At 58.6% G+C, this 18,965-nt stretch carries 12 protein-coding genes; 3 read left to right on the top strand and 9 right to left on the bottom strand.

Features of this window, described 5'->3' with window-relative positions:
- The first annotated feature begins 118 nt into the window (after positions 1-118).
- The gene (locus tag ACP7A4_RS20705; protein WP_426248097.1) at positions 119-1,003 is read left to right on the top strand and encodes a LysR substrate-binding domain-containing protein; all 885 of its coding nucleotides are present in this window, start codon (positions 119-121) and stop codon (positions 1,001-1,003) included.
- A 148-nt stretch (positions 1,004-1,151) separates the two neighbouring features.
- Positions 1,152-2,555, top strand: a complete 1,404-nt coding sequence (locus ACP7A4_RS20700) for an amino acid permease (RefSeq protein WP_048365938.1) — start codon at positions 1,152-1,154, stop codon at positions 2,553-2,555.
- Positions 2,556-2,661: 106 nt separating this feature from the next.
- On the opposite strand, the gene mmsB is transcribed toward ACP7A4_RS20700, so the two are convergent.
- Together mmsB and ACP7A4_RS20690 are read right to left on the bottom strand one after the other, a co-directional pair.
- The gene (mmsB, locus tag ACP7A4_RS20695; RefSeq protein WP_059762655.1) at positions 2,662-3,549 is read right to left on the bottom strand and encodes a 3-hydroxyisobutyrate dehydrogenase; all 888 of its coding nucleotides are present in this window, start codon (positions 3,547-3,549) and stop codon (positions 2,662-2,664) included.
- Positions 3,550-3,559: 10 nt separating this feature from the next.
- Positions 3,560-5,071: a CoA-acylating methylmalonate-semialdehyde dehydrogenase gene (locus ACP7A4_RS20690; RefSeq protein WP_203303634.1), complete on the bottom strand. Its 1,512-nt coding sequence runs from the start codon at positions 5,069-5,071 to the stop codon at positions 3,560-3,562.
- A gap of 113 nt (positions 5,072-5,184) precedes the next feature.
- On the opposite strand from ACP7A4_RS20690, the gene ACP7A4_RS20685 reads away from it, so the two are divergent.
- Complete coding sequence (locus tag ACP7A4_RS20685; protein ID WP_059762659.1) at positions 5,185-6,132, top strand: LysR family transcriptional regulator; 948 nt, start codon at positions 5,185-5,187, stop codon at positions 6,130-6,132.
- A 168-nt stretch (positions 6,133-6,300) separates the two neighbouring features.
- Here the strand turns inward: ACP7A4_RS20685 and ACP7A4_RS20680 are convergent, their stop codons facing one another.
- The 7 genes from ACP7A4_RS20680 to ACP7A4_RS20650 all read right to left on the bottom strand — a co-directional run bounded on the left by ACP7A4_RS20680 (position 6,301) and on the right by ACP7A4_RS20650 (position 18,631).
- The gene (locus ACP7A4_RS20680; RefSeq protein ID WP_048365927.1) at positions 6,301-6,804 is read right to left on the bottom strand and encodes an OmpA family protein; all 504 of its coding nucleotides are present in this window, start codon (positions 6,802-6,804) and stop codon (positions 6,301-6,303) included.
- Positions 6,805-6,810: 6 nt separating this feature from the next.
- Entirely contained in the window at positions 6,811-8,082 is a 1,272-nt protein-coding gene (locus ACP7A4_RS20675) for a diguanylate cyclase domain-containing protein (RefSeq protein ID WP_059762661.1), read from the bottom strand.
- Entirely contained in the window at positions 8,079-8,654 is a 576-nt protein-coding gene (locus ACP7A4_RS20670) for a YfiR family protein (protein WP_203303641.1), read from the bottom strand. Before ACP7A4_RS20670 ends, ACP7A4_RS20675 begins: the two co-directional genes overlap by 4 nt.
- Before the next feature lie 118 nt (positions 8,655-8,772).
- Complete coding sequence (gene recD, locus ACP7A4_RS20665; protein ID WP_426248095.1) at positions 8,773-10,857, bottom strand: exodeoxyribonuclease V subunit alpha; 2,085 nt, start codon at positions 10,855-10,857, stop codon at positions 8,773-8,775.
- A complete protein-coding gene (gene recB / locus ACP7A4_RS20660) occupies positions 10,854-14,546 on the bottom strand; it encodes an exodeoxyribonuclease V subunit beta (protein WP_426248093.1) in 3,693 nt (1,230 codons plus the stop codon). The genes recD and recB overlap by 4 nt, the downstream gene beginning before the upstream one ends.
- Positions 14,546-17,995, bottom strand: a complete 3,450-nt coding sequence (gene recC, locus ACP7A4_RS20655; RefSeq protein WP_426248091.1) for an exodeoxyribonuclease V subunit gamma — start codon at positions 17,993-17,995, stop codon at positions 14,546-14,548. The genes recB and recC overlap by 1 nt, the downstream gene beginning before the upstream one ends.
- 99 nt (positions 17,996-18,094) lie before the next feature.
- On the bottom strand, positions 18,095-18,631 hold the full coding sequence (locus ACP7A4_RS20650; protein WP_426248089.1) for an AAA family ATPase: 537 nt from the start codon (positions 18,629-18,631) through the stop codon (positions 18,095-18,097).
- Positions 18,632-18,965: the final 334 nt, after the last annotated feature.

Genomic DNA, 18,965 nt, shown 5'->3' with positions numbered 1-18,965 from the left:
GCGTATGCTGAGCCACCCGATACCCGCTGAAAATGCGCAATTGCTAGAGGTAGCCTATTGTCCAGCGATAGGCAGACACTGACCGAAGGCTGCGCCGACAAGAAACAGGACACCCGTGATGCACGTCGACCTGATTGATCTACGCCTGTTTGTGAACATCGTGCAGGCAGGCAACATCACTGCGGGCGCCAGCCTCAGTCATTTATCGCTGCCCGCCGCCAGCGCGCGAATCAGGGCAATCGAGGCCTCGCTAGGCGTTGAATTATTGCAGCGCAGCCGACGCGGAATCAGCCCCACGCCCGCCGGTCAGGCACTGGCGCAACATGCCCGGTTGTTGCTGCAACAGGTCGAGCGCATGAACCATGATTTGAGCGAGTACGCACAAGGTTTCAAAGGCCGCGTGCGTTTGCTGTGCAATACCGCCGCACTCACTGAATACTTGCCCGAACTGCTGGCCGACTTTGTGCACCAACACCCTCACATCAGTGTCGATCAGCAAGAGTTGACCAGCTTGCGCATCACCCACGCGCTGCGTCAGGACGCTGGCGACATCGGGATCATTTCTGACGCCGTCGACACCCAAGACCTGCAAACCGTGGCGTTTCGCGATGACCCACTGATGCTGGTGATCCCGCTCGACCATCCCTTGGCGCAGCAACACGGGCTGAGTTTCACGGCCACGCTGAGCCACGCGTATGTCGGCTTGGCGGCCCACAGCGCACTGGCGGTGTACCTGGAAGAACAAGCACTGCACTGCGGTTATCGCATGCAGACGCGTATTCGGGCCGAAGGTTTTGACGGTGTATTGCGCATGGTCGCCCGCGGTGCCGGACTGGGGATTGTGCCGCGCGCCACTATCGAGCGCTGGCAAGCACCGCGCACCTTTAAAGTGGTTGAACTGAACGAGCCGTGGGCCGCTCGCAAGCTGCTGCTGTGTGCCCGCTCGTTTGCGCACTTACCCGCCTATGCGCAGGCACTCCTGAAGGCGTTATCGGGTTTGTAATCCAGTAAGAATTGGCCCGAAAACCCGCACAACGGTATGCCTGCATTTTTACCGGGGGTACTATCGCGCACTTCATTGTGCAGAGGGCTGGCTGACACCCGGCCTGATTTTCTTTGCGCGCCGAAAACAACAACGAACAGGGCACCTGATGGCTGACCACAACGCTCCCCCCATCACACTCAAGCGCGGCTTGAAAAATCGCCATATCCAGCTGATTGCTTTGGGCGGCGCCATTGGCACAGGGCTGTTTCTCGGCTCGGCGGGCGTACTCAAATCGGCCGGACCGTCGATGATCCTTGGCTATGCGATTGCCGGGTTTATCGCGTTTTTGATCATGCGCCAGCTGGGCGAAATGATCGTCGAAGAACCGGTCGCAGGCTCGTTCAGTCACTTTGCGCACAAGTATTGGGGCGGTTACGCCGGCTTTTTGTCGGGCTGGAACTACTGGGCGTTGTACGTACTGGTGGGCATGGCCGAACTGACCGCTGTGGGCAAATACATCCAGTTCTGGTGGCCTGAAGTGCCGACCTGGGTCAGCGCGGTGGTGTTCTTTGTGTTGGTCAACCTGATCAATACCTTGAACGTGAAAGTCTTCGGCGAAATGGAATTCTGGTTTGCCATCATCAAGGTGGTGGCGATTGTCGGCATGATCATCCTCGGGTGCTATCTGTTGTTCAGCGGCACCGGCGGCCCGCAAGCGTCGATCAGCAATCTGTGGAGCCACGGCGGCTTCTTTCCCAACGGTGGCACCGGCCTGTTGATGGCAATGGCGTTCATCATGTTTTCGTTCGGCGGGCTGGAGCTGGTGGGCATCACTGCCGCCGAAGCCAGCGAACCGAAAAAAGTCATCCCCAAGGCCATCAACCAGGTGGTTTACCGGGTGCTGATTTTCTACGTTGGCGCGCTAACCGTGCTGCTGGCGCTGTACCCGTGGGATCAACTGCTGGTGACCCTGGGTGCATCCGGCGATGCTTACAGCGGCAGCCCGTTTGTGCAGATATTCGCGTTGATCGGCAGTAACACCGCAGCGCAAATCCTCAACTTTGTGGTGCTGACCGCAGCGCTGTCGGTCTACAACAGCGGCGTGTACTGCAACAGCCGCATGCTCTTTGGCCTGGCCAAACAGGGCGATGCGCCCAAAGCGCTGATGAAACTGACCAAAAACGGTGTGCCGTTGCGGGCACTGGGCGTGTCGGCGCTGGTGACGATGCTGTGCGTGGTAGTGAACTATGTGGCACCGCACAAGGCGCTGGAGTTGCTGTTTTCGCTGGCGGTTGCGTCACTGATGATCAACTGGGCACTTATCAGCCTCACCCATATCAAGTTTCGTAAAGCGATGGCCGCGCAAGGCGTGGTGCCTTCGTTCAAAGCCTTTTGGTCGCCATTGAGCAACATCGTGTGCCTGATCTTCATGGCCGTGATCGTCGCCGTAATCTGGATGATCCCCGACGTTCGCGCCTCGGTGTATGCGATCCCGGTTTGGCTGCTGATCATTTATGTCTTCTACCTGCTGCGTCTGCGCACCGGCAAGCCATTGGCCACTCTGCGTTAAACGTGCCTCAGACACATAAAAACCCCGGCGCTCGTTGAGTTCCGGGGTTTTTTATTCGACGCAAAAAACCGGGAAGCCCGCCCGACGCGGGTTCCCGGAAAAGTCCTTATTCAGGCTTGCGATAGCTATTGATGATGGCCGAGAAATCTTTGCCGCCTTCGCCGTGCAAACTCATGGCCTGATACAACTGCTGAGCCACGGCGCCCAGCACCACGGGCTGGTGCGCCTGACGTGCCGCCTCGGTGGCCAACCCCAGATCCTTAAGCATCAAGTCGGCACCAAAACCGCCGGTGTAACCACGCGATGCAGGGGCCGTCTCCACGATGCCCGGCCACGGGTTATAGACTTCAGAGCTCCAGCAGCGGCCCGTCGAGCTATTGATCACCCCGGCCAGCACCTGCGTGTCGATGCCCAGCGCCGCGCCCAATGCCATGGCTTCACTGACACCCACCATTGAGATGCCCAGCAGCAGGTTGTTACAGATTTTAGCCACTTGGCCGGTGCCCACATCCCCGCAATGGACGATGTTGCGCCCCATCTGAGCGAGTACCGGGTGCAAGGTGTCGAACAGCGCCTGCTGCGCGCCGACCATAAAGGTCAACGTACCCGCCTGAGCGCCACCGGTGCCGCCAGACACCGGCGCATCGGCCATGTGCACACCTTGTTTGGCCGCTGCGGCTGCCACATCGCGCGCGGTTTGCGGGTCGATGGTGCTGCAATCCACTGCCGGAACACCCTCGCCTATGCCCGCCAAAACGCCCTCGTCGCCCAGCCATACGCTGCGCACATGCGCGGCTGCCGGCAGCATCGTGATCACCAGTTCAGCACCTTGCGCCGCTGCACGCGGTGAGGCGCTGATATGACCGCCTTGGGCAGCAAGCTCGGCCAGAACAGCAGGGTTCAAATCAAACACATTCAAAGAATGCCCGGCTTTCAGCAGGTTGCGCGCCATCGGTGCGCCCATGTTGCCCAAGCCTATAAATGCAATTTTCATGACGCGCTCCTCAACGAAGATTGATGGTGGTGTTAACGCCATCATTCACGCTGTCATCGTCGAACCAACGACTGGTGACGGTCTTGGTCTGGGTGTAGAACTGCACGACTTGTTTGCCGTACGGCCCCAGATCCCCCAGCTTGGAACCTCGCGAACCGGTGAAGCTGAAGAACGGCACCGGCACCGGGATCGGAATGTTTATACCGACCTGCCCGACGTCGATTTCGCTCTGAAACTTACGTGCCGCCGCACCGCTTTGGGTAAACAAACCCGTGCCGTTACCGAAAGGGTTGGCGTTGACCAGCGCGATGGCCTGGTCAAGCGTATCGACCTCTAGCACCACCAACACAGGGCCAAAGATTTCCTGGGTATAGATCTGCATGTCGGTGGTTACGCCCGAAAACAGGGTCGGGCCAACAAAGTTGCCTTGCTCGAAACCCGGCACGCTGACGTTGCGACCATCGAGTTCCAGCGTGGCGCCTTCTTTGATACCGCTCTCAATCAGCCCCAGCACGCGCTCTTTCGCACGCTTGGAGATCACCGGGCCAATGTCGGTGCCCGCCTCGCTGCCCGCGTTGACCTTGAGTTTTTGCGCCAGCGCCTTGAGGTCTGGCAGCCATTGCTTGGCCGCGCCCACCAACACCACCACAGAGGTGGCCATGCAGCGCTGACCGGCTGCGCCAAAACCGGCACCCACCAGTGCATTGAGGGTTTGTTGGCGGTTGGCGTCGGGCAGCACCACGGCGTGGTTCTTGGCGCCCATCATTGATTGCACACGTTTGCCATGACGACCGGCCAAGTCATACACGTGGGTACCGACGGCGGTTGAGCCGACAAACGACACGGCCTTGATATCGGCGTGGGTGCACAGCGCATCGACCACGTCCTTGCCGCCATGAACCACGTTGAGCACCCCCGGCGGCACCCCGGCTTCGAGCGCCAGCTCTACCAGCATCAAGGTCGACAGCGGGTCCTGCTCCGACGGTTTGAGCACGAAGGTGTTGCCGCAGGCTATCGCCATCGGGAACATCCACAGCGGGATCATGGCCGGGAAGTTGAAGGGCGTGATGCCTGCGCACACACCAATTGGCTGGCGCAGTGTGTAGGTGTCCACCCCGCCCGCAACGTTTTCAGCGAATTCGCCCATTTGCAGGGTGCCGATGGAGCACGCGTGCTCAACCACCTCCAGCCCACGGAAAATATCGCCCTCGGCGTCGGCAATGGTTTTGCCTTGTTCGGCGCTAAGGACGGCGGCAATGCGCTTGGAGTGTTCACGAATCAGTGCTTGCAGCTTGAGCATGATGCGCATGCGCGCGCCAATCGGCGTCAGCTTCCAGGTCTGGAAGGCGCGCTGGGCCGCTTCAATCGCTGCGTTCACTTCACTGGCGGTGGCAAACGGCACTTTGGCCAATACTTGCTGAGTGGCCGGGTTGACGATGTCGTGCCACTCGGTGGTCTGCGACTCGATCCACTCACCATCAATCAGCAGGCGGGCGTTTTGATACGGGGTAGAAGCCGTCATGAAAGTCTCCGAAATTATTCTTATGGGAGCGGGCGCCGGGTTGGTCGCGGGACTGTTTTTGGAGTATAGGTGTGCGTTCTTCTAATAAGAACGCACATAAAAGCCGGTCTAACATGCAAAAAAACATCACATCGTTAAGCGCATTGAACTGGGATGACTTGAAGTTTTTTCTCGAAGTGGCCCGTACCCGTAAAGCCAGCACCGCCGCCAAGCGACTGGCGGTGGACTACACCACAGTGTCTCGACGCATCAGTTCGCTGGAAGCCGCACTCGGCACCTTGTTGTTTGAGAAGTCGCGCACCAATGGCTTCACGTTAACCAACGAAGGCCAGCGTTTGCTGGGGTATGCCGAGTCCATCGAGAGCACGCTGCACATGGCGTGCGAGCAGGTTTCAGGCTCGGGCGTGGCGTTGTCGGGGCATGTGCGGATGGGGTGCACCGAGGGTTTTGGCAGTTTCTTTATCACGCCGCAGCTCAGCCATTTTGTGGACACCTACCCGGCGATTTCGGTGGATATCCTGCCGCTGCCGCACTTCATCAGCCTGTCCAAGCGCGAGGCCGATATCGTGATTGCGCTGGAGCGCCCGGAACATGGGCCGTACGTGTGCTGCAAATTGTGTGACTACCGATTGCAACTGTTCGCGACGCAGCAATACCTCGACGCACATCCACCGATTGTGCGGGCCTCAGACTTGGCCGAGCATCCGTTTATCAGTTACGTCGACGATCTGGCGTTCAGCTCCGAGTTGCTGTACCTGGCCAATGTGCTGCCCGGCGCCAGCGCCAACCTGCGCAGCACCAGCGTGATCGCGCAATACGTCGCCGCACAGCAAGGGCGCTCATTGGCCATCCTGCCGTGCTTTTTGGCGGCGCAAGATCCACGTTTACTGCCGGTATTGCCGAACGAAATCAACCTCACGCGGCAGTTCTGGATGTACTGCCGCGAGGACTTGAGGAAGTTGAAACGCATCACCTTGCTGTGGGATTACATCCGCGAGGTGACGGAGCTTAACGGCCCGTTGCTGCTGGGCGAAACGCGGGAGTTAAAGTTTGCGGATTGAGACGGACCGAAGGTACGCGGCTCAATCGGCCGCGCAGCGGTCGTATAGCGGGTGACTGCGGCGTATCAGCCGCTCCGCTTTGAATCACTTTACGGCCGCTACGCGCCCGGACGTCGCCGCGCATTACACGTCAGCGGCTGCCGTATTTATGTGCGCCAGGCAGTGGGTTTAGTCGGCGATGACGACAATCGCGACCCGGCGGTTTTCGGTGCGCCCGGCGCGGGTTTTATTCGAAGCGACAGGCTCACGACTGCCCAGGCCACGCACCTGGATATTTTCAGGACGCATGCCGACCTTTGTCAGCGCTTTGACCACACTGTTGGCACGGCGCACAGACAGCTGTTCGTTGTAGGCTTCCTGCCCCGAAGCATCGGTGTGTCCGTCCACGCGCACGCGCTGGATGTCCACCGCCAGCAGCGCAGTGCCAATGCGCTCAACGATTTCCTGGCTTTGCGCGTTCAGCACTTCAAGGTCGCTGCCAAACAGCACTTTACCCGACAAACCAAACGCCCAGCCTTCGTCAGTCAACTCAAAACCCTGCTGTTTGAGCACAGCGATTTGCGCCGGGCTCAGGCCTTTTTGCGGGGCCGTCTGGCAACCGCTCAATGCCAGCGTCGCCAGCAACAGGGTGAAGCCAAAAAACTGTAAGTAACGCTGGGTAAAAGCACGCATAGGTGTCTAGCTCCTTGTATTTGCGGGGGACGCAAGCTGCTGCACTTGCGCAAGGTGTTGGCCGCCCCGGTCCATCCGCTTGGCCTGGTACATCGCGGTATCGGCGGCATTGAGCAGGGAGTCCGGGGTGGCACCATGTTCGGGGTAAACCGCAACGCCGATACTGAGCGAGGTCACCACCTGCGTCTGATCGGGCAAAACAATCGGCGCCAACATGCTGGCAATGATCTTGTCAGCGATACGTTCGGCGTCTTCGGTCTTGTGCAGCGGCGTCAGCAGGATTGCGAACTCATCACCGCCCAAACGCGCCACCAGGTCTTCTTCACGCAATTGGGCGCGGATACGCGTGGCCACGGCCACCAATACAGCGTCACCTGCGGCATGGCCATAGGTATCGTTGATACCTTTGAAACGATCACTGTCGAGAAACAGCACAGCGGCTTTTTCGTTGGCCTTGCTCAGAGCACGTAATGTGCGCGCCAACCGTGCTTCAAAATAGGCGCGGTTGGGCAGGTCGGTCAGCGAGTCATGACTGGCCTGATGCGCCAGGGTTTCGTTCTCATGCTTCAAGTGGCTCTGCCAGGACTCCAACTCATCAAGCAGCGCATTGAAGTCATTGCCCAGATTATTCAACTCTTTGATGTTGGCCGCAGGTACACGTCGGTCGAAGGCCCGTTCACGGCGCGCCGCGTGAGCAACATCGGCCAACTGACGAAGTGGCCCCGTAATGCCATTGAGCAAGCGCCGGGACAAAAACAATGCACTCCAGGCGCTCAACACCGTGCACACCAGGATGCCGAGCAGGCCGCTGATCAAGAACCGCAGCATGTTGGCGCCGTGGCCCCTGAGCGTGACGGTGCCCACTTCTTGCCCCTGATGCAGGATCGGCAGAGTGACGGGCTGTGCGAGCAAACTGTTGGCCAGCAGCATTTCGACTTTAGACAGCAGGTCTGTTTCCGGACGCTTCCATTGCGCCAGCAGCTCACCATCGGCGGTAAACACTTTGGCCTCGGCCACCGCCTCGGTGGACGCAATCAGGGCCAGTGCTTCGGTGGCTGCCGCACTGTCATCGAACACCACTGCGGCTTCGACGGTGTAGTTGATCGAGCGCCCGATCAGGTGCAAGTTGTGGTCGGCGTACACCTTCAGTGCAATCACGCCCAGGATGGTCAACGACACGCTGGCCATCGTCACCGCCACCATCGCCAGCCCCAAATGCCCACGGCTAAGTACAGAGCGCAAGCTGCGTCGGTGCTTGGTGTTATTGAGCGCGATCATGGTTGTGCCGCCCTGCGGCGCGACAACTGCAACACGCTGGGATGAATGCGCACGCCGCTGCGGGCGACGGAGTCGAGGTTCACTTCAAAGGACACTTGCTCATCGGCCACACGCAAGCAGAACAGCGTGCCGACCGTGCATTGATCGCCGCCCTCACTGATGCTCAGCACCGCATGCCCCGTAAGTGCATTGAACAGGCTGCTGCGCTCTTCGTCTGAGAGCTTTCCCAAATACAGCGCATTACAGTCGTCGGCTATGGTCGGATTGTTCACCAACAAACGGCGGACGAACACCTGCCTGCCACTGGATTGCGTGGCGCCTTTGAGCAGGTCATCGGTGTATTCGGTGGGGCCGACCACACACAGTTGCAATTGAGCGGGTTCAATCGGCCAGCGTGCGTAGCTCAGTATGCCGAGTACCACTTGCGTCACGGCCTTGGCACGCTGTTCAGCCAAACTGATCGGGGTTTCAGGTTGGGCAAAGCAGGGAGTGCTCAACAGAAACAAGCAGAGTGAAAGCAGCCATCGCCGCACACCACCACGCTGCTCGGAAGACGAGGCAGCCACATCCATGCAGGAATTCTCTGTGATCTTTGTAGGAATGATGCCGCAACGATAGCACAGCCCTTGTATAGGCTGTGATACACGTCACGTTATGGCACCCGCCCTGCCGTCGTTTCGCTTGCCCGACTTAACCTAACCCCAGCATCAAGCCACTCAGGCGTTTGACCTTGCGCAACACCGCGCCTTCAAACACGCCCGCACGGGGTTCTACCAGGCTGAACCAGTGCTTGGCCCGCGTGATGCCGGTGTAAATCAGCTCTTTGGTCAACACCGGGTTGAGCGCCTCGGGCAGTACCAAAGCGGTATGAGAAAACTCCGAGCCTTGAGACTTATGCACGGTCATGGCGTACACCGTTTCAACATCATTCAGACGGCTTGGCAGCACAAAACGGATACCTCCCTGACCATCGTTGCGCGCGAACGCCACGCGTAAAACCTGACGCTCATCGTGCCCTTCGCGCTCAGGGAGTTTGAGGGCGATGCCTATGTCGCCGTTCATCAGACCCAGCCCGTAGTCGTTGCGGGTCATCAGCACCGGGCGCCCTTCGTACCACTGCTGGTCGCTGTCTATCAGTTGGCGGGCAAACAACGCGCGCGTAATGCGCTCGTTCAAACCCTCCACACCCCACGGGCCTTTTCGCACGGCGCAGAGCACTTGAAACCCTTCGAATGCGTTCAGTACGGTGCCCGCCCATGCCGCCCAGCAAGGGTCTTCGAGGGGCGCACCTGCCACAGGGCGTTGCTCGCGCAAGACATTCAGGTAATGCCGATAGCCTTTGGCTTCGTCCCCGCAGCCCTCAAGCACCAAACGTTCAAAGCGTTTGTCTTGCTCGCCACTCAGTGGCCACGCAGACAGGTCCGCATACTCCCCAGAGGCCAGTAACGCGCGGGCCTCTTGAGCCTGCTGCTGGTTGACCAGACGGGAGAGCTGCCCGATGCCGCTGCCTTCACCAAAACGCCGCGAGTGACGCAGCATCACCACTTGTTGGGCCAAGGGATGCGAACCCTCGGTGTCCGTTTGCAAGCCACTGCCCGCCAGGTGTTCGCCGCTGATCTGCTCCAGCCATGCTCGGGTAGAGGGGCTGTACCAGCCTGCTTCAGCGTCGCGACACAGATCACCGAGTACCGCACCGGCTTCAACCGAGGCCAACTGGTCCTTGTCGCCCAATAACACCAGACGCGCATGATCAGGCAGCGCATCGAGCAGGTTTGCCATCATTTCGAGGTCGATCATCGAAGCTTCGTCGACGACCAGTACGTCCAGCGGCAAGCGATTGCCCGCGTGATGGCGAAAATGCCGTGTCCCCGGACGGCTGCCGAGCAGGCGGTGAACGGTGGTCACATCACTGGGGATTTTTTGCCGTAGCGTGTCGTCCACTTCCAGAGATTTGACCTGAAGGCTGATGGATTCGGTCAAACGTGCGGCCGCTTTGCCCGTGGGTGCGGCAAGGCGAATACGCAGCGGCGCACCGGCTTCAACAGCCGGTGCTTGTAACAGCGCGAGCAAACGCACCACGGTGGTGGTTTTACCGGTACCCGGCCCGCCCGTTACGATGCTGAATGCGCCACGCGTGGCCAAGGCACATGCCAGCTTTTGCCAATCTATCGGCGCATTCGCTTTGGGGCTGCCGAATAAGTTGTTCAGACGTGCAGGCAAATCAGCCGGGGTAACCTCCACCGTGGTCAGACGTTGACGCAAGGCGCTGTCGATTCGTCGCTCGTACGCCCAATAACGCCGCAAATACAAACGCCGTTCGCTCAGCACCAAGGGGCGACTGGCGGCATCGGCCGTCGAGAAGCCCGCGTGCTCAACCAGTGGACTGGCCTGCAATGCCGTGCACCATGCGTCGCCCTCCAACGCTTCCAGCAGTTGCGAGGGCAACAGCATGGCGCCGGTTTGCACGTCCCCCTCAGGCGGCAAAGACAGCGCAAAGTCAGGCGCTTTAAGGGTTTCAAACAGGTCAAGACATACGTGGCCGTGGCCCAACTGATGGCTGGTCAACGCCGCTGCCAGCAGTACCAGCGGATCGCCTTGCGGCGCCCGCTCGTGAAGAAAAGCGACAAACGCTTTATCCAGCGCGCGCAGCCAGCCGCGCTCCACCCAGCGTTCAAGCAACAGCAGCAAGTCTGCGGCGCGATCCAGAGGTTGCAGTTGCGCCAGGCTCTCGGCCGTCAACGGCGTGGGTAACAGTTCGGCAAACGAGCGACTCATAACAACACTCCCTGTTCCCACGCGGGGGCCGCCGGTATTGGCCGAGGCTTGCCCTGAAACATCAGATCCAGGCTTTCAATCAGAATTCTGGGTGGTCGCGTAAAAAATACGCCCTGCCCTTGAGAACGCGTACCACGTAAAAACAGATATAACGCACCGCCCATGTGTTGGTCGTAGTCGTAATCTGCCAACCGCGCCTTGAGCTGGCGGTGCAAGGCCAACAGGTACAGCACGTATTGCAGGTCGTAACGGTTGTCCAGAATGGAGGCCGTCATGGCCTCTTCGGTGTAAGCCGTATCGTCTGCGCCCAACCAGTTGGATTTGTAATCAGCCACGTAATACCGCCCTTCGTGTTCGAAAGTCAGGTCGATAAAACCTTTGAACATGCCATTAAGCAGGCTCGGCTCGGCCCCTGCGCGCGCAGCCCCGCCATGCGTGTGCTGACGCACCAGTTGATCGAGTTGCAGCACGTCGACGTTGTGGCTGGCAAACCAAAACTCCATTTCAATCTGATACTGCGTCAGCTGGCTAAGGACCACAGCCGGTTGGCCATTGTTCAGACGCAGCGGTTCATCTTGCAGATGCACCAACCACTCGCTCAGGGTGTCGATCCAGCCTTCCCAGCCACGCCGATTACAACGCCGTGCGACAGCATCTTCGATAGCCGCGGGTTGCGCCTTGAAACCCTCACTGCCCGCCCACTCAAGCAAGCCATGCAAGAACGTCCCAGGATTTGGCCCACGGGGGAAACGGTGGATATCACCGCCGCTGAGCAACACATCGCGCGGTGCATCAGGGTCCAAGCGCTCATCATCTGACAGCTTTTGTGCCAAGGCACTTTCCGGCGCTTCACCAGCGCTGAGGCTGTCACCAATGCGTAAAGCACTGTAGGAAGCAATCCACCAGTTTTCAGCTGCACGGCGTGTCGGAGTCAGCGGTTTGAGCAACGTGGCCGAATTGTGTGGCGGGTAAAAGTGGGCTTCGCTGGGGGCCGGAGCGGCTTGGCAGTGAATCGCCGGGCAATCGTGTTGCAAGTCCGCAAGCCAGCGCTCCAGCCCTGACGATTCGGTCAACAGGGCACCCCCGCCGAGCAAATAGCCCAGGGCTGAGGCGTGTAACACCGAGCGGTTGTTGTAGCCTCGTTTCAGGTCGGCCACGCCCAGCCAGCAGGCATGTTGTGCGCGGGTGAGTGCCACGTAGAGCAAGCGCAAATCTTCAGCCAGGCGTTCATCGTCGGCTTGAGTGATCAATTCAGGTGTCGGTTTCAAACTGACCTGTGCGTGGCCGGCGGCATCGTGAAAATGCAGTGGCAGACGGCTGCCATCCACAGGCTTGGTCGAGCAGATAAAGGGCAGGAACACCAACGGGTATTCCAGCCCCTTGGACTTGTGAATGGTCACTACCTTGACCAATTGCTCGTCGCTTTCGAGTCGCAGAATTTGTTCTTCACCGGCCTGGCCCGACAACGCCAAATGCTCGGCCAAGTGCCGAATCAGCGCCTGTTCGCCGTCCAGTTCGCCGGCCGCTTGTTGCAGCAACTCGGACAGGTGCAAGACGTTGGTCAGTATTCGCTCGCCCTCCGTGCGGGTCATCAACGCTTGAGGCAATTGGAAGTCGTGCAGCAAGCGGCGCAGCATGGCCAGTACGCCTTGCTTGCGCCAGATGTCCCGGTAGCCGCGGAACTGCATGACTCGCGATTCCCACGCCAGTTCGTCCTCATTCAGACGCTCCAGTTCGATCAATGGCAAGTCCAGCGTGATGCAAGCCAGCGCGGCCCGCAGCGGCCGTTCGACGTCAGGCTCGGCGCAGGCTTTGAGCCATGCCAGCACATCATGTGCTTCCTGAGCTGCGTAGACTGAATCCTTATCTGACAGGTACACGCTTCGCACGCCACGGGTCGATAATTCACGCCGTACCGCCTGAGCTTCTTTACCATCGCGCACCAAGATGGCGATGTCGGCGGGCAAGACGCCGCGCAAGGCTTCACCGTCTTTGGCAAAACCGCAGCGTCCCTGCTGGCCGCCGTTGAGCAGCTCTACAATTTGGCTGGCGCACACGGCCGCCAGTTGCTGGCGATAAACCGCTCCGCTGAGGGGTTGCTCGGCGGGCAGTTGCCAGAGGTTCATGGCCGGGACGGGCTGGCCCTCAATCTGTAGGACTTCTTTGCGGCCTTGGGATTTAACTGAAACAAAGGGCACAGGGTTTTCAGACCCTTCGCGAAATAGAAACGCACCTCGGCCGGTGTCTCGATATTCGGCACGTTCAAACACATGATTAACCGCGCTGACCATCGCATGGCTGGAACGGAAGTTGGTGTCCAGCGTATGCAACCGGTCACGGGTGGCGTGACGAGCACGCAAGTAGGTATAGATGTCCGCACCGCGAAACGCGTAGATGGCTTGTTTAGGGTCGCCGATCATGAACAGACCCGTGTCGGGGTCGTTGGCCTGAATGCGATAAATGGTTTCAAAAATGCGGTACTGCACAGGATCGGTGTCTTGAAACTCATCAATCAGCGCTACCGGAAATTGTTCGCGTATCAGGGTCGCCAAACGCTCACCGCTTTCTGCTTGCAAGGCAGTGTCCAGCCTCACGAGCATGTCATCGAAGCCCATCTCGGCGCGACGGCGCTTTTCCTCCTCAAAACGTGTACTCACCCAATGTGCAGCGTGCTCCAACACCGCCGCATCCGGGCTTGGCAACGCATCGAGCGCTGCTTTGAGGTCGTGCATAGCATCCAAGGCTGGGTGCTGCGGGGGGGCGCCTTTTTTCCAGGCTTCGGCCATGCCGTCCGGGGTCAGGCGCGTAAAACCTGTGCCCAGATCCAGCTGCTCCAGTGACTCATCCGCCGCCCACGCGCTGAGTTTTTCAAACCAGGGTTCAAAGTAGCGCGCCTGCATTTTTCGGCCATCGACAGCTTTATCAGCCACGCCTTGCAGGCATATCTGACGTAACTCTTGAGCCCATTGCAACCAAGGGGTTTTGAGCTGCAACAGCGCCTGGCGGCGTTCGTGCAAACAGGCCTCAATCATTTCGGCCGGTGTTTGCTCGGGGTGTTGAGCCGCTCGCGAGCTACCAAACAAAGCACGGACCCTTGGTAATAAAGCAGCGGGACCGCTCCAGTTTGAGCGCACCCAATTCAAGGCATCGCCCTGCATCGGGTAGCAGAACAGTCGCCAGTAATCGCGTAGCACTTCGCCCAGCAGGTCGCTGTGATCGGTTTCGAGGGTTTGCGTGAACAGACTGCCGCTGTCGAAAGCATGCTCACGCAACATGCGCTGACACCAACTGTGAATGGTGGAAACCGCCGCTTCGTCCATCCATTGCGCTGCGATATCCAGACGCCCGGCACAACCTGCCCACTGCTCGATCTCGAACGCTTCGCGCAATTGTGCGACCAAGGTGTCCGGGGCTTCAATTTCGTCCCGAAAAAAACGCGCTGCTTCAGCAAGACGTGTACGAATGCGATCGCGCAGTTCTTTGGTCGCGGCATCGGTGAAGGTGACGACCAGTATTTGTGGCGGTAAGAGTTCGCGTCCAAAGCCTGTTGCTTGCGAGCCGTGCCCTAGAATCAGGCGCAGGTAAAGCGCCGAAATGGTGAAGGTTTTGCCAGTGCCAGCACTGGCTTCAATGAGTTGGCTGCCGCGTAGCGGAAAGGACAATGCCAAAGGAAGTGCATGCGCATTCATTAGCGAGCCTCCTCGGCCGTCAAGGACCGCCACGACGCTTCGAACAGTGGCCGATAAAGTGCGTCACACCACTCTTCAAACTCCCCACCGGCCATGAGTGCAGCGAAGTCAGGGAACTGACGAGACAGCGCCGCGCTTTCCCGGCGCTCACCTTCACTGGTCTGGCCGTCCCCTTCATAGGCTTTTTGCGCAGCCGCAGCGGCTTTGGCAGCGTCGGGTTGGGCTAACCAGGCAAAGGCTGTTTTCACGGCGACAGGCAGCGGGCGCCCCATGCCAATTCTCCACGTTAGAAGCAGGTTGGCGAGAATGTCGCCTGCCTGTTTGGGGGCAAGCGGCGCAAGGAGCAAGGTGTCATCGCTGGCCACCAACGCCGTGGACATGTCTAACCCGCTGGCACAGGCCGCTAAGTGGTTGACCCACGGTCGGGTCAACCGATGCCACTTACGGGTTTTAATGCCCCCGATGCTATTAGGAATCGTCGTGATGGACAGTAAGCCGTTATCACTACGTTGGTGCAGATTACTCAACCAGCCCTCAAGGATCAGGCCTTGCTCTGCAAAGCTGACCGGCAAGGCGCTGTTCAAGGGCGTCGGCCAAAGACTCAACAATTGCTGATAACGCTGGAGCACGTCAGGCAGTGGCTCGATCAACTCCTGCTGCAATGACTCGCCAAAACCGGCCATAGGCAACAAACCGCTGCCCTGTAACCGCAGGGCGCGGGTATGCAACGCTTGTTCGAGTTGATCGGGTTGTGCCAGCGCGGCTTCGAGCAAGCTATCGCTCAGGGTGTAACGCTCCAGCGCATCAAGCACGAACGGTTCCTCATCTGCCAAAGGCACTTCTGCCGCCTCAAAGTAAACCTTCAGGCGCTGACTAAAGAAGTGACGCACAGGATTACGCAAAAAGTCTTGTAGCTGAGTCAGGTTGACCGGTTCTTCCTGGTGATGGGCCGATAGCATCGCGGGTGCCGCATGCTCGGGTTGTGCCTCATGGAGTTGCTGCCATTCACGGGCGTAACTGAACAGTTGGGGATTACCTTCGTGGAAATATCGGGCACTGAAGGGTTGAAGCGGATGCTCTTGGGTCATGGCTTCAAGCAGGTCCGCACCGCTTGAGAGTGTCCAGCCACTGGCCAAGTGGTCACGAAGCTGGCCGATAAGCACGCAGGCCGGACGCTCACTGTTGTCGCGAATACTGCGGCCTACCCAGCTGATATACAGTTGATCGCGGGCGGACAATAGCGCTTCAAGCAGCAGGTAACGGTCGTCTTCACGGCGAGAACGGTCGCCGGGGCGGTAATCGCTGCCCATCAAGTCGAAGTCCAGCGGCGGTTGGGCACGCGGGTAGTCACCGTCATTCATCCCCAGCAAGCACACGAGCTTGAACGGAATGGCTCGCATCGGCATCAAGGTGCAGAAGTTGACCGCGCCCGCAAGAAAGCGCTGCGAAAGTTTGCCTTGGTCCAGCCCGGTCAGCAACGCTTCGCGCACGACCGTCAGCGGCAACTCATCGTCCAGACCCACAAGTTCGCAGGTTTCCAGCCAGTTCTCGCGCAGCTCTTCGAGCTGGGCCAGCAGGTAATCGTCGTGCTCAGTCTCGGCCTGAAAAAACAACTGCATCAGGGCTTGCAGACGTTCGCCCCACTGCTGCGGCAAAGCAGGTTGCGAGAGTTCTTGATGGGCGATTTCAAGGGCATCTAGCAAGGCGACCAGCGGGCCAATCAGGACGGCATCAAGGCCACCGATTTCATCGTAAGGCTCAATACCATCGCAGGCTTCGCCACTGCCAACGGCATAGCCGAGCAACATACGGCGCAATCCGAAACGCCAACTGTTCTGCTCCAGGTGCGCAGGCAGGCCTAGCCCTTCACGCTGTTCGGCATTCAAGCCCCAGCGAATGCCGGCGCCTTCAATCCAACGGTGCAACGTAGGCAAGTCGCGCTCTTGTACGTTGAATCGGGCACGTAAGGCCGGCACGTCCAAGAGGTCTAGAATTTCGCTGACCGGGAATCGACTGTCAGGCAACTTGAGCAAGTGCTCGATCGCGATCAGAAGAGGGTCACGCCCGCGCTGGCCCTGGTCGGCCAAGGTAAAAGGAATAAAGCGGCGGTCATTACGCTCGATCTGCCCGAACACCGCGCGAATGTGCGGCGCATAGCTGTCGACATCCGGCACCATCACGATCACATCCCGCGGCTGTAAATCCGGATTCTCACTGAATCGTGCGAGTAGTTGATCGTGAAGGATCTCGACTTCACGTTGCGCGCTGTGGGCAACGTGAAAACGAATTGACTGATCTTTCTCCAGCTCAATGGCAGGCCAGCACTCGCGTGTTTCATTGAGCGGGCGAAGCTCAAGGATGTCGTCCTGTAATTGGTTAAGTAGATTACGCGGTTCAACTTCACTGAAGAGGTCAATCCGACCATCCCGGAACGCGGAACGGTAGCTGTTGGGGTCGTCGAAACTGTCGAGCAGATTGATGTAGTCGCGCCCCTGCTTGCCCCACGCAGCCAGTAGCGGGTGGGCGTGCTGATGCAGGATATCCGCGTCCAGTACTGTAGGCATTCCCGCTTTGCGCGCTTGGCGTTTGTACTGATGACGCAGCAGATCTTTGTCTGCAACGATGTCAGACCAATGGTGGCGGCAAGGGTTGTGTACACATAGCAATACCTGACTGAAACGTGCGAGACCTGCCAATGCTTCGAGCGCTTGCGCGGGCAGAGAAGAAATCCCGAACACAATCACCCTGGCGGGTAAGCCGGAAGGGGCTTGTTCGAGGCTGTTGATTTTTTCAATGAAACGCTGATGAACACCCGCCCGACTTTGGGCCATGCCCTCTTGCCCTACGTCCAGCAACAGGGCACGCCACAACTCGGCTTGCCAGCAGTTGGCCGGGCTCAAGGCAGGCGTTTCACCCCGTGCATTGCGTAATTGATGGCGGCCAGCAGCCCAGTCTTCCAGCCAGTCCGCGCGGTAAACCTGATATTGGTCGAACAGATCCGCGAGCCGCTCTGAGAGTTGATAGCGTTTGCGCAGGTCTGTGTCGTGGGTAAGAAAGCGCTGCAACGGCTCAAAATGCGGCAGATCAATCAGTGCCGGTAACAAGCGCATCAGGCGCCAGGTTAACGGAGCCTTGTCGAGCAATGACTTAGCAGGGATTTGTTCGCTGCCCAGCACCAGACGATAGAGTTGCCACAAAAATGTTCCGGGCAATTGGACATCAATCGCAGCAGCTATGCCACAACCACCCAAGTCATCATCCTGAGCATCTTCTGCGAGGGCCAACTTGAGCCATTGCGCGATCCCGTTGCTCTGCACCAGCGCTATTTCATTTTCCAAAGGTGCCAAGGGATACATGCGCATCCAGCTCACGACCAGGCTGCGCAGTTCATCAAGCCGGTTACCGTGAACCACCATAAAGCCCGCATTGAGGGGCGTAGCAACCGACATATCGGCATCCTTTGGAGAAGATTAAAAACCCGGAGGCGAACCTTAACATCGCCCAGTCATCTGGGTGCAACGCAAGGCACGTACGCGCTCAATATGCCTTCAAATAATGGGGAGCTTACGGCTGGCGATATCAATAGCGTCGTTTGTGAGATGTAGCCGATCAGTAACGGACATATCACCTACCAGCCTGATAACAGGGCAAGTACGTTTAGAAAGCCAGTCCTGATGACGGGCCAAACTTCGTCCAGGTGCAGCGCCGTTGTCATATTGAGCAGCCCAGGCTAAAAACTCTGGTTTTACATGACCGAAACGCGTCACCTCCCGCAGCGTTAGTCGTTCTAAGCGCAGGTCAACGGGGAGGTATAGAAACACCACGAGATCAAAAGTGTCCTCAAGTGCGCAGCCCCAACCCATTATCGAGCCAGCGACAACTGCCCGGCTTGCGCGGCGCATCTCATGAAGTAAACGCTCACACCGCTGCGCTTTTTCGACCTGATGTTGATAAGGCGGGTTACTGGGTAGCCACAAAAAATCATCGGCCTCCAGATGTGTCGCACGCAGTTCGTGCGCCAAGGCTCTGGCCAAGGTAGTCGTGCCGGTCCCCGCGGCACCCGTAACGAGGATGTTGCGAGTCATACTTGCCTCTGTCTCGCCAAGTGCTATCAAGCCTTACGCGAATGACTAAAACGGTTATTTACTGGCCTGCTCACGCTTCAAGACACTGACACAGAGCGTAACAACATCCGTTAAGAAGCAAGTGAGCTTAGTCACGCTTGGGCTTATGACTGAGGATTTGATTACTAGCGCATGCGGGGTTCAGCGCAAATATTCAGCTATTTGGATCAAGAATATTTTTCGAGCGCACAAACAAAATCCCCATCTGCGTGAGCAGACAGGGATTCTGGAATTTAATCTTGACGATGACCTACTCTCACATGGGGAAACCCCACACTACCATCGGCGATGCATC

Origin of the sequence: Pseudomonas sp. TWR3-1-1, from assembly GCF_049896545.1 — a bacterium.
Taxonomy (GTDB): Bacteria; Pseudomonadota; Gammaproteobacteria; order Pseudomonadales; family Pseudomonadaceae; genus Aquipseudomonas; species Aquipseudomonas weihenstephanensis.
Note: the sequence above shows the minus strand (reverse complement) of the source record. Positions and strands in the feature narration are given on the sequence as shown.

Coding starts and splice junctions, on each gene's coding strand:
- ACP7A4_RS20705 (WP_426248097.1), top strand. CDS start 119: ATGCACGTCGACCTGATTGATCTACGCCTGTTTGTGAACATCGTGCAG.
- ACP7A4_RS20700 (WP_048365938.1), top strand. CDS start 1,152: ATGGCTGACCACAACGCTCCCCCCATCACACTCAAGCGCGGCTTGAAA.
- mmsB (WP_059762655.1), bottom strand. CDS start 3,549: ATGAAAATTGCATTTATAGGCTTGGGCAACATGGGCGCACCGATGGCG.
- ACP7A4_RS20690 (WP_203303634.1), bottom strand. CDS start 5,071: ATGACGGCTTCTACCCCGTATCAAAACGCCCGCCTGCTGATTGATGGT.
- ACP7A4_RS20685 (WP_059762659.1), top strand. CDS start 5,185: ATGCAAAAAAACATCACATCGTTAAGCGCATTGAACTGGGATGACTTG.
- ACP7A4_RS20680 (WP_048365927.1), bottom strand. CDS start 6,804: ATGCGTGCTTTTACCCAGCGTTACTTACAGTTTTTTGGCTTCACCCTG.
- ACP7A4_RS20675 (WP_059762661.1), bottom strand. CDS start 8,082: ATGATCGCGCTCAATAACACCAAGCACCGACGCAGCTTGCGCTCTGTA.
- ACP7A4_RS20670 (WP_203303641.1), bottom strand. CDS start 8,654: ATGGATGTGGCTGCCTCGTCTTCCGAGCAGCGTGGTGGTGTGCGGCGA.
- recD (WP_426248095.1), bottom strand. CDS start 10,857: ATGAGTCGCTCGTTTGCCGAACTGTTACCCACGCCGTTGACGGCCGAG.
- recB (WP_426248093.1), bottom strand. CDS start 14,546: ATGAATGCGCATGCACTTCCTTTGGCATTGTCCTTTCCGCTACGCGGC.
- recC (WP_426248091.1), bottom strand. CDS start 17,995: ATGTCGGTTGCTACGCCCCTCAATGCGGGCTTTATGGTGGTTCACGGT.
- ACP7A4_RS20650 (WP_426248089.1), bottom strand. CDS start 18,631: ATGACTCGCAACATCCTCGTTACGGGTGCCGCGGGGACCGGCACGACT.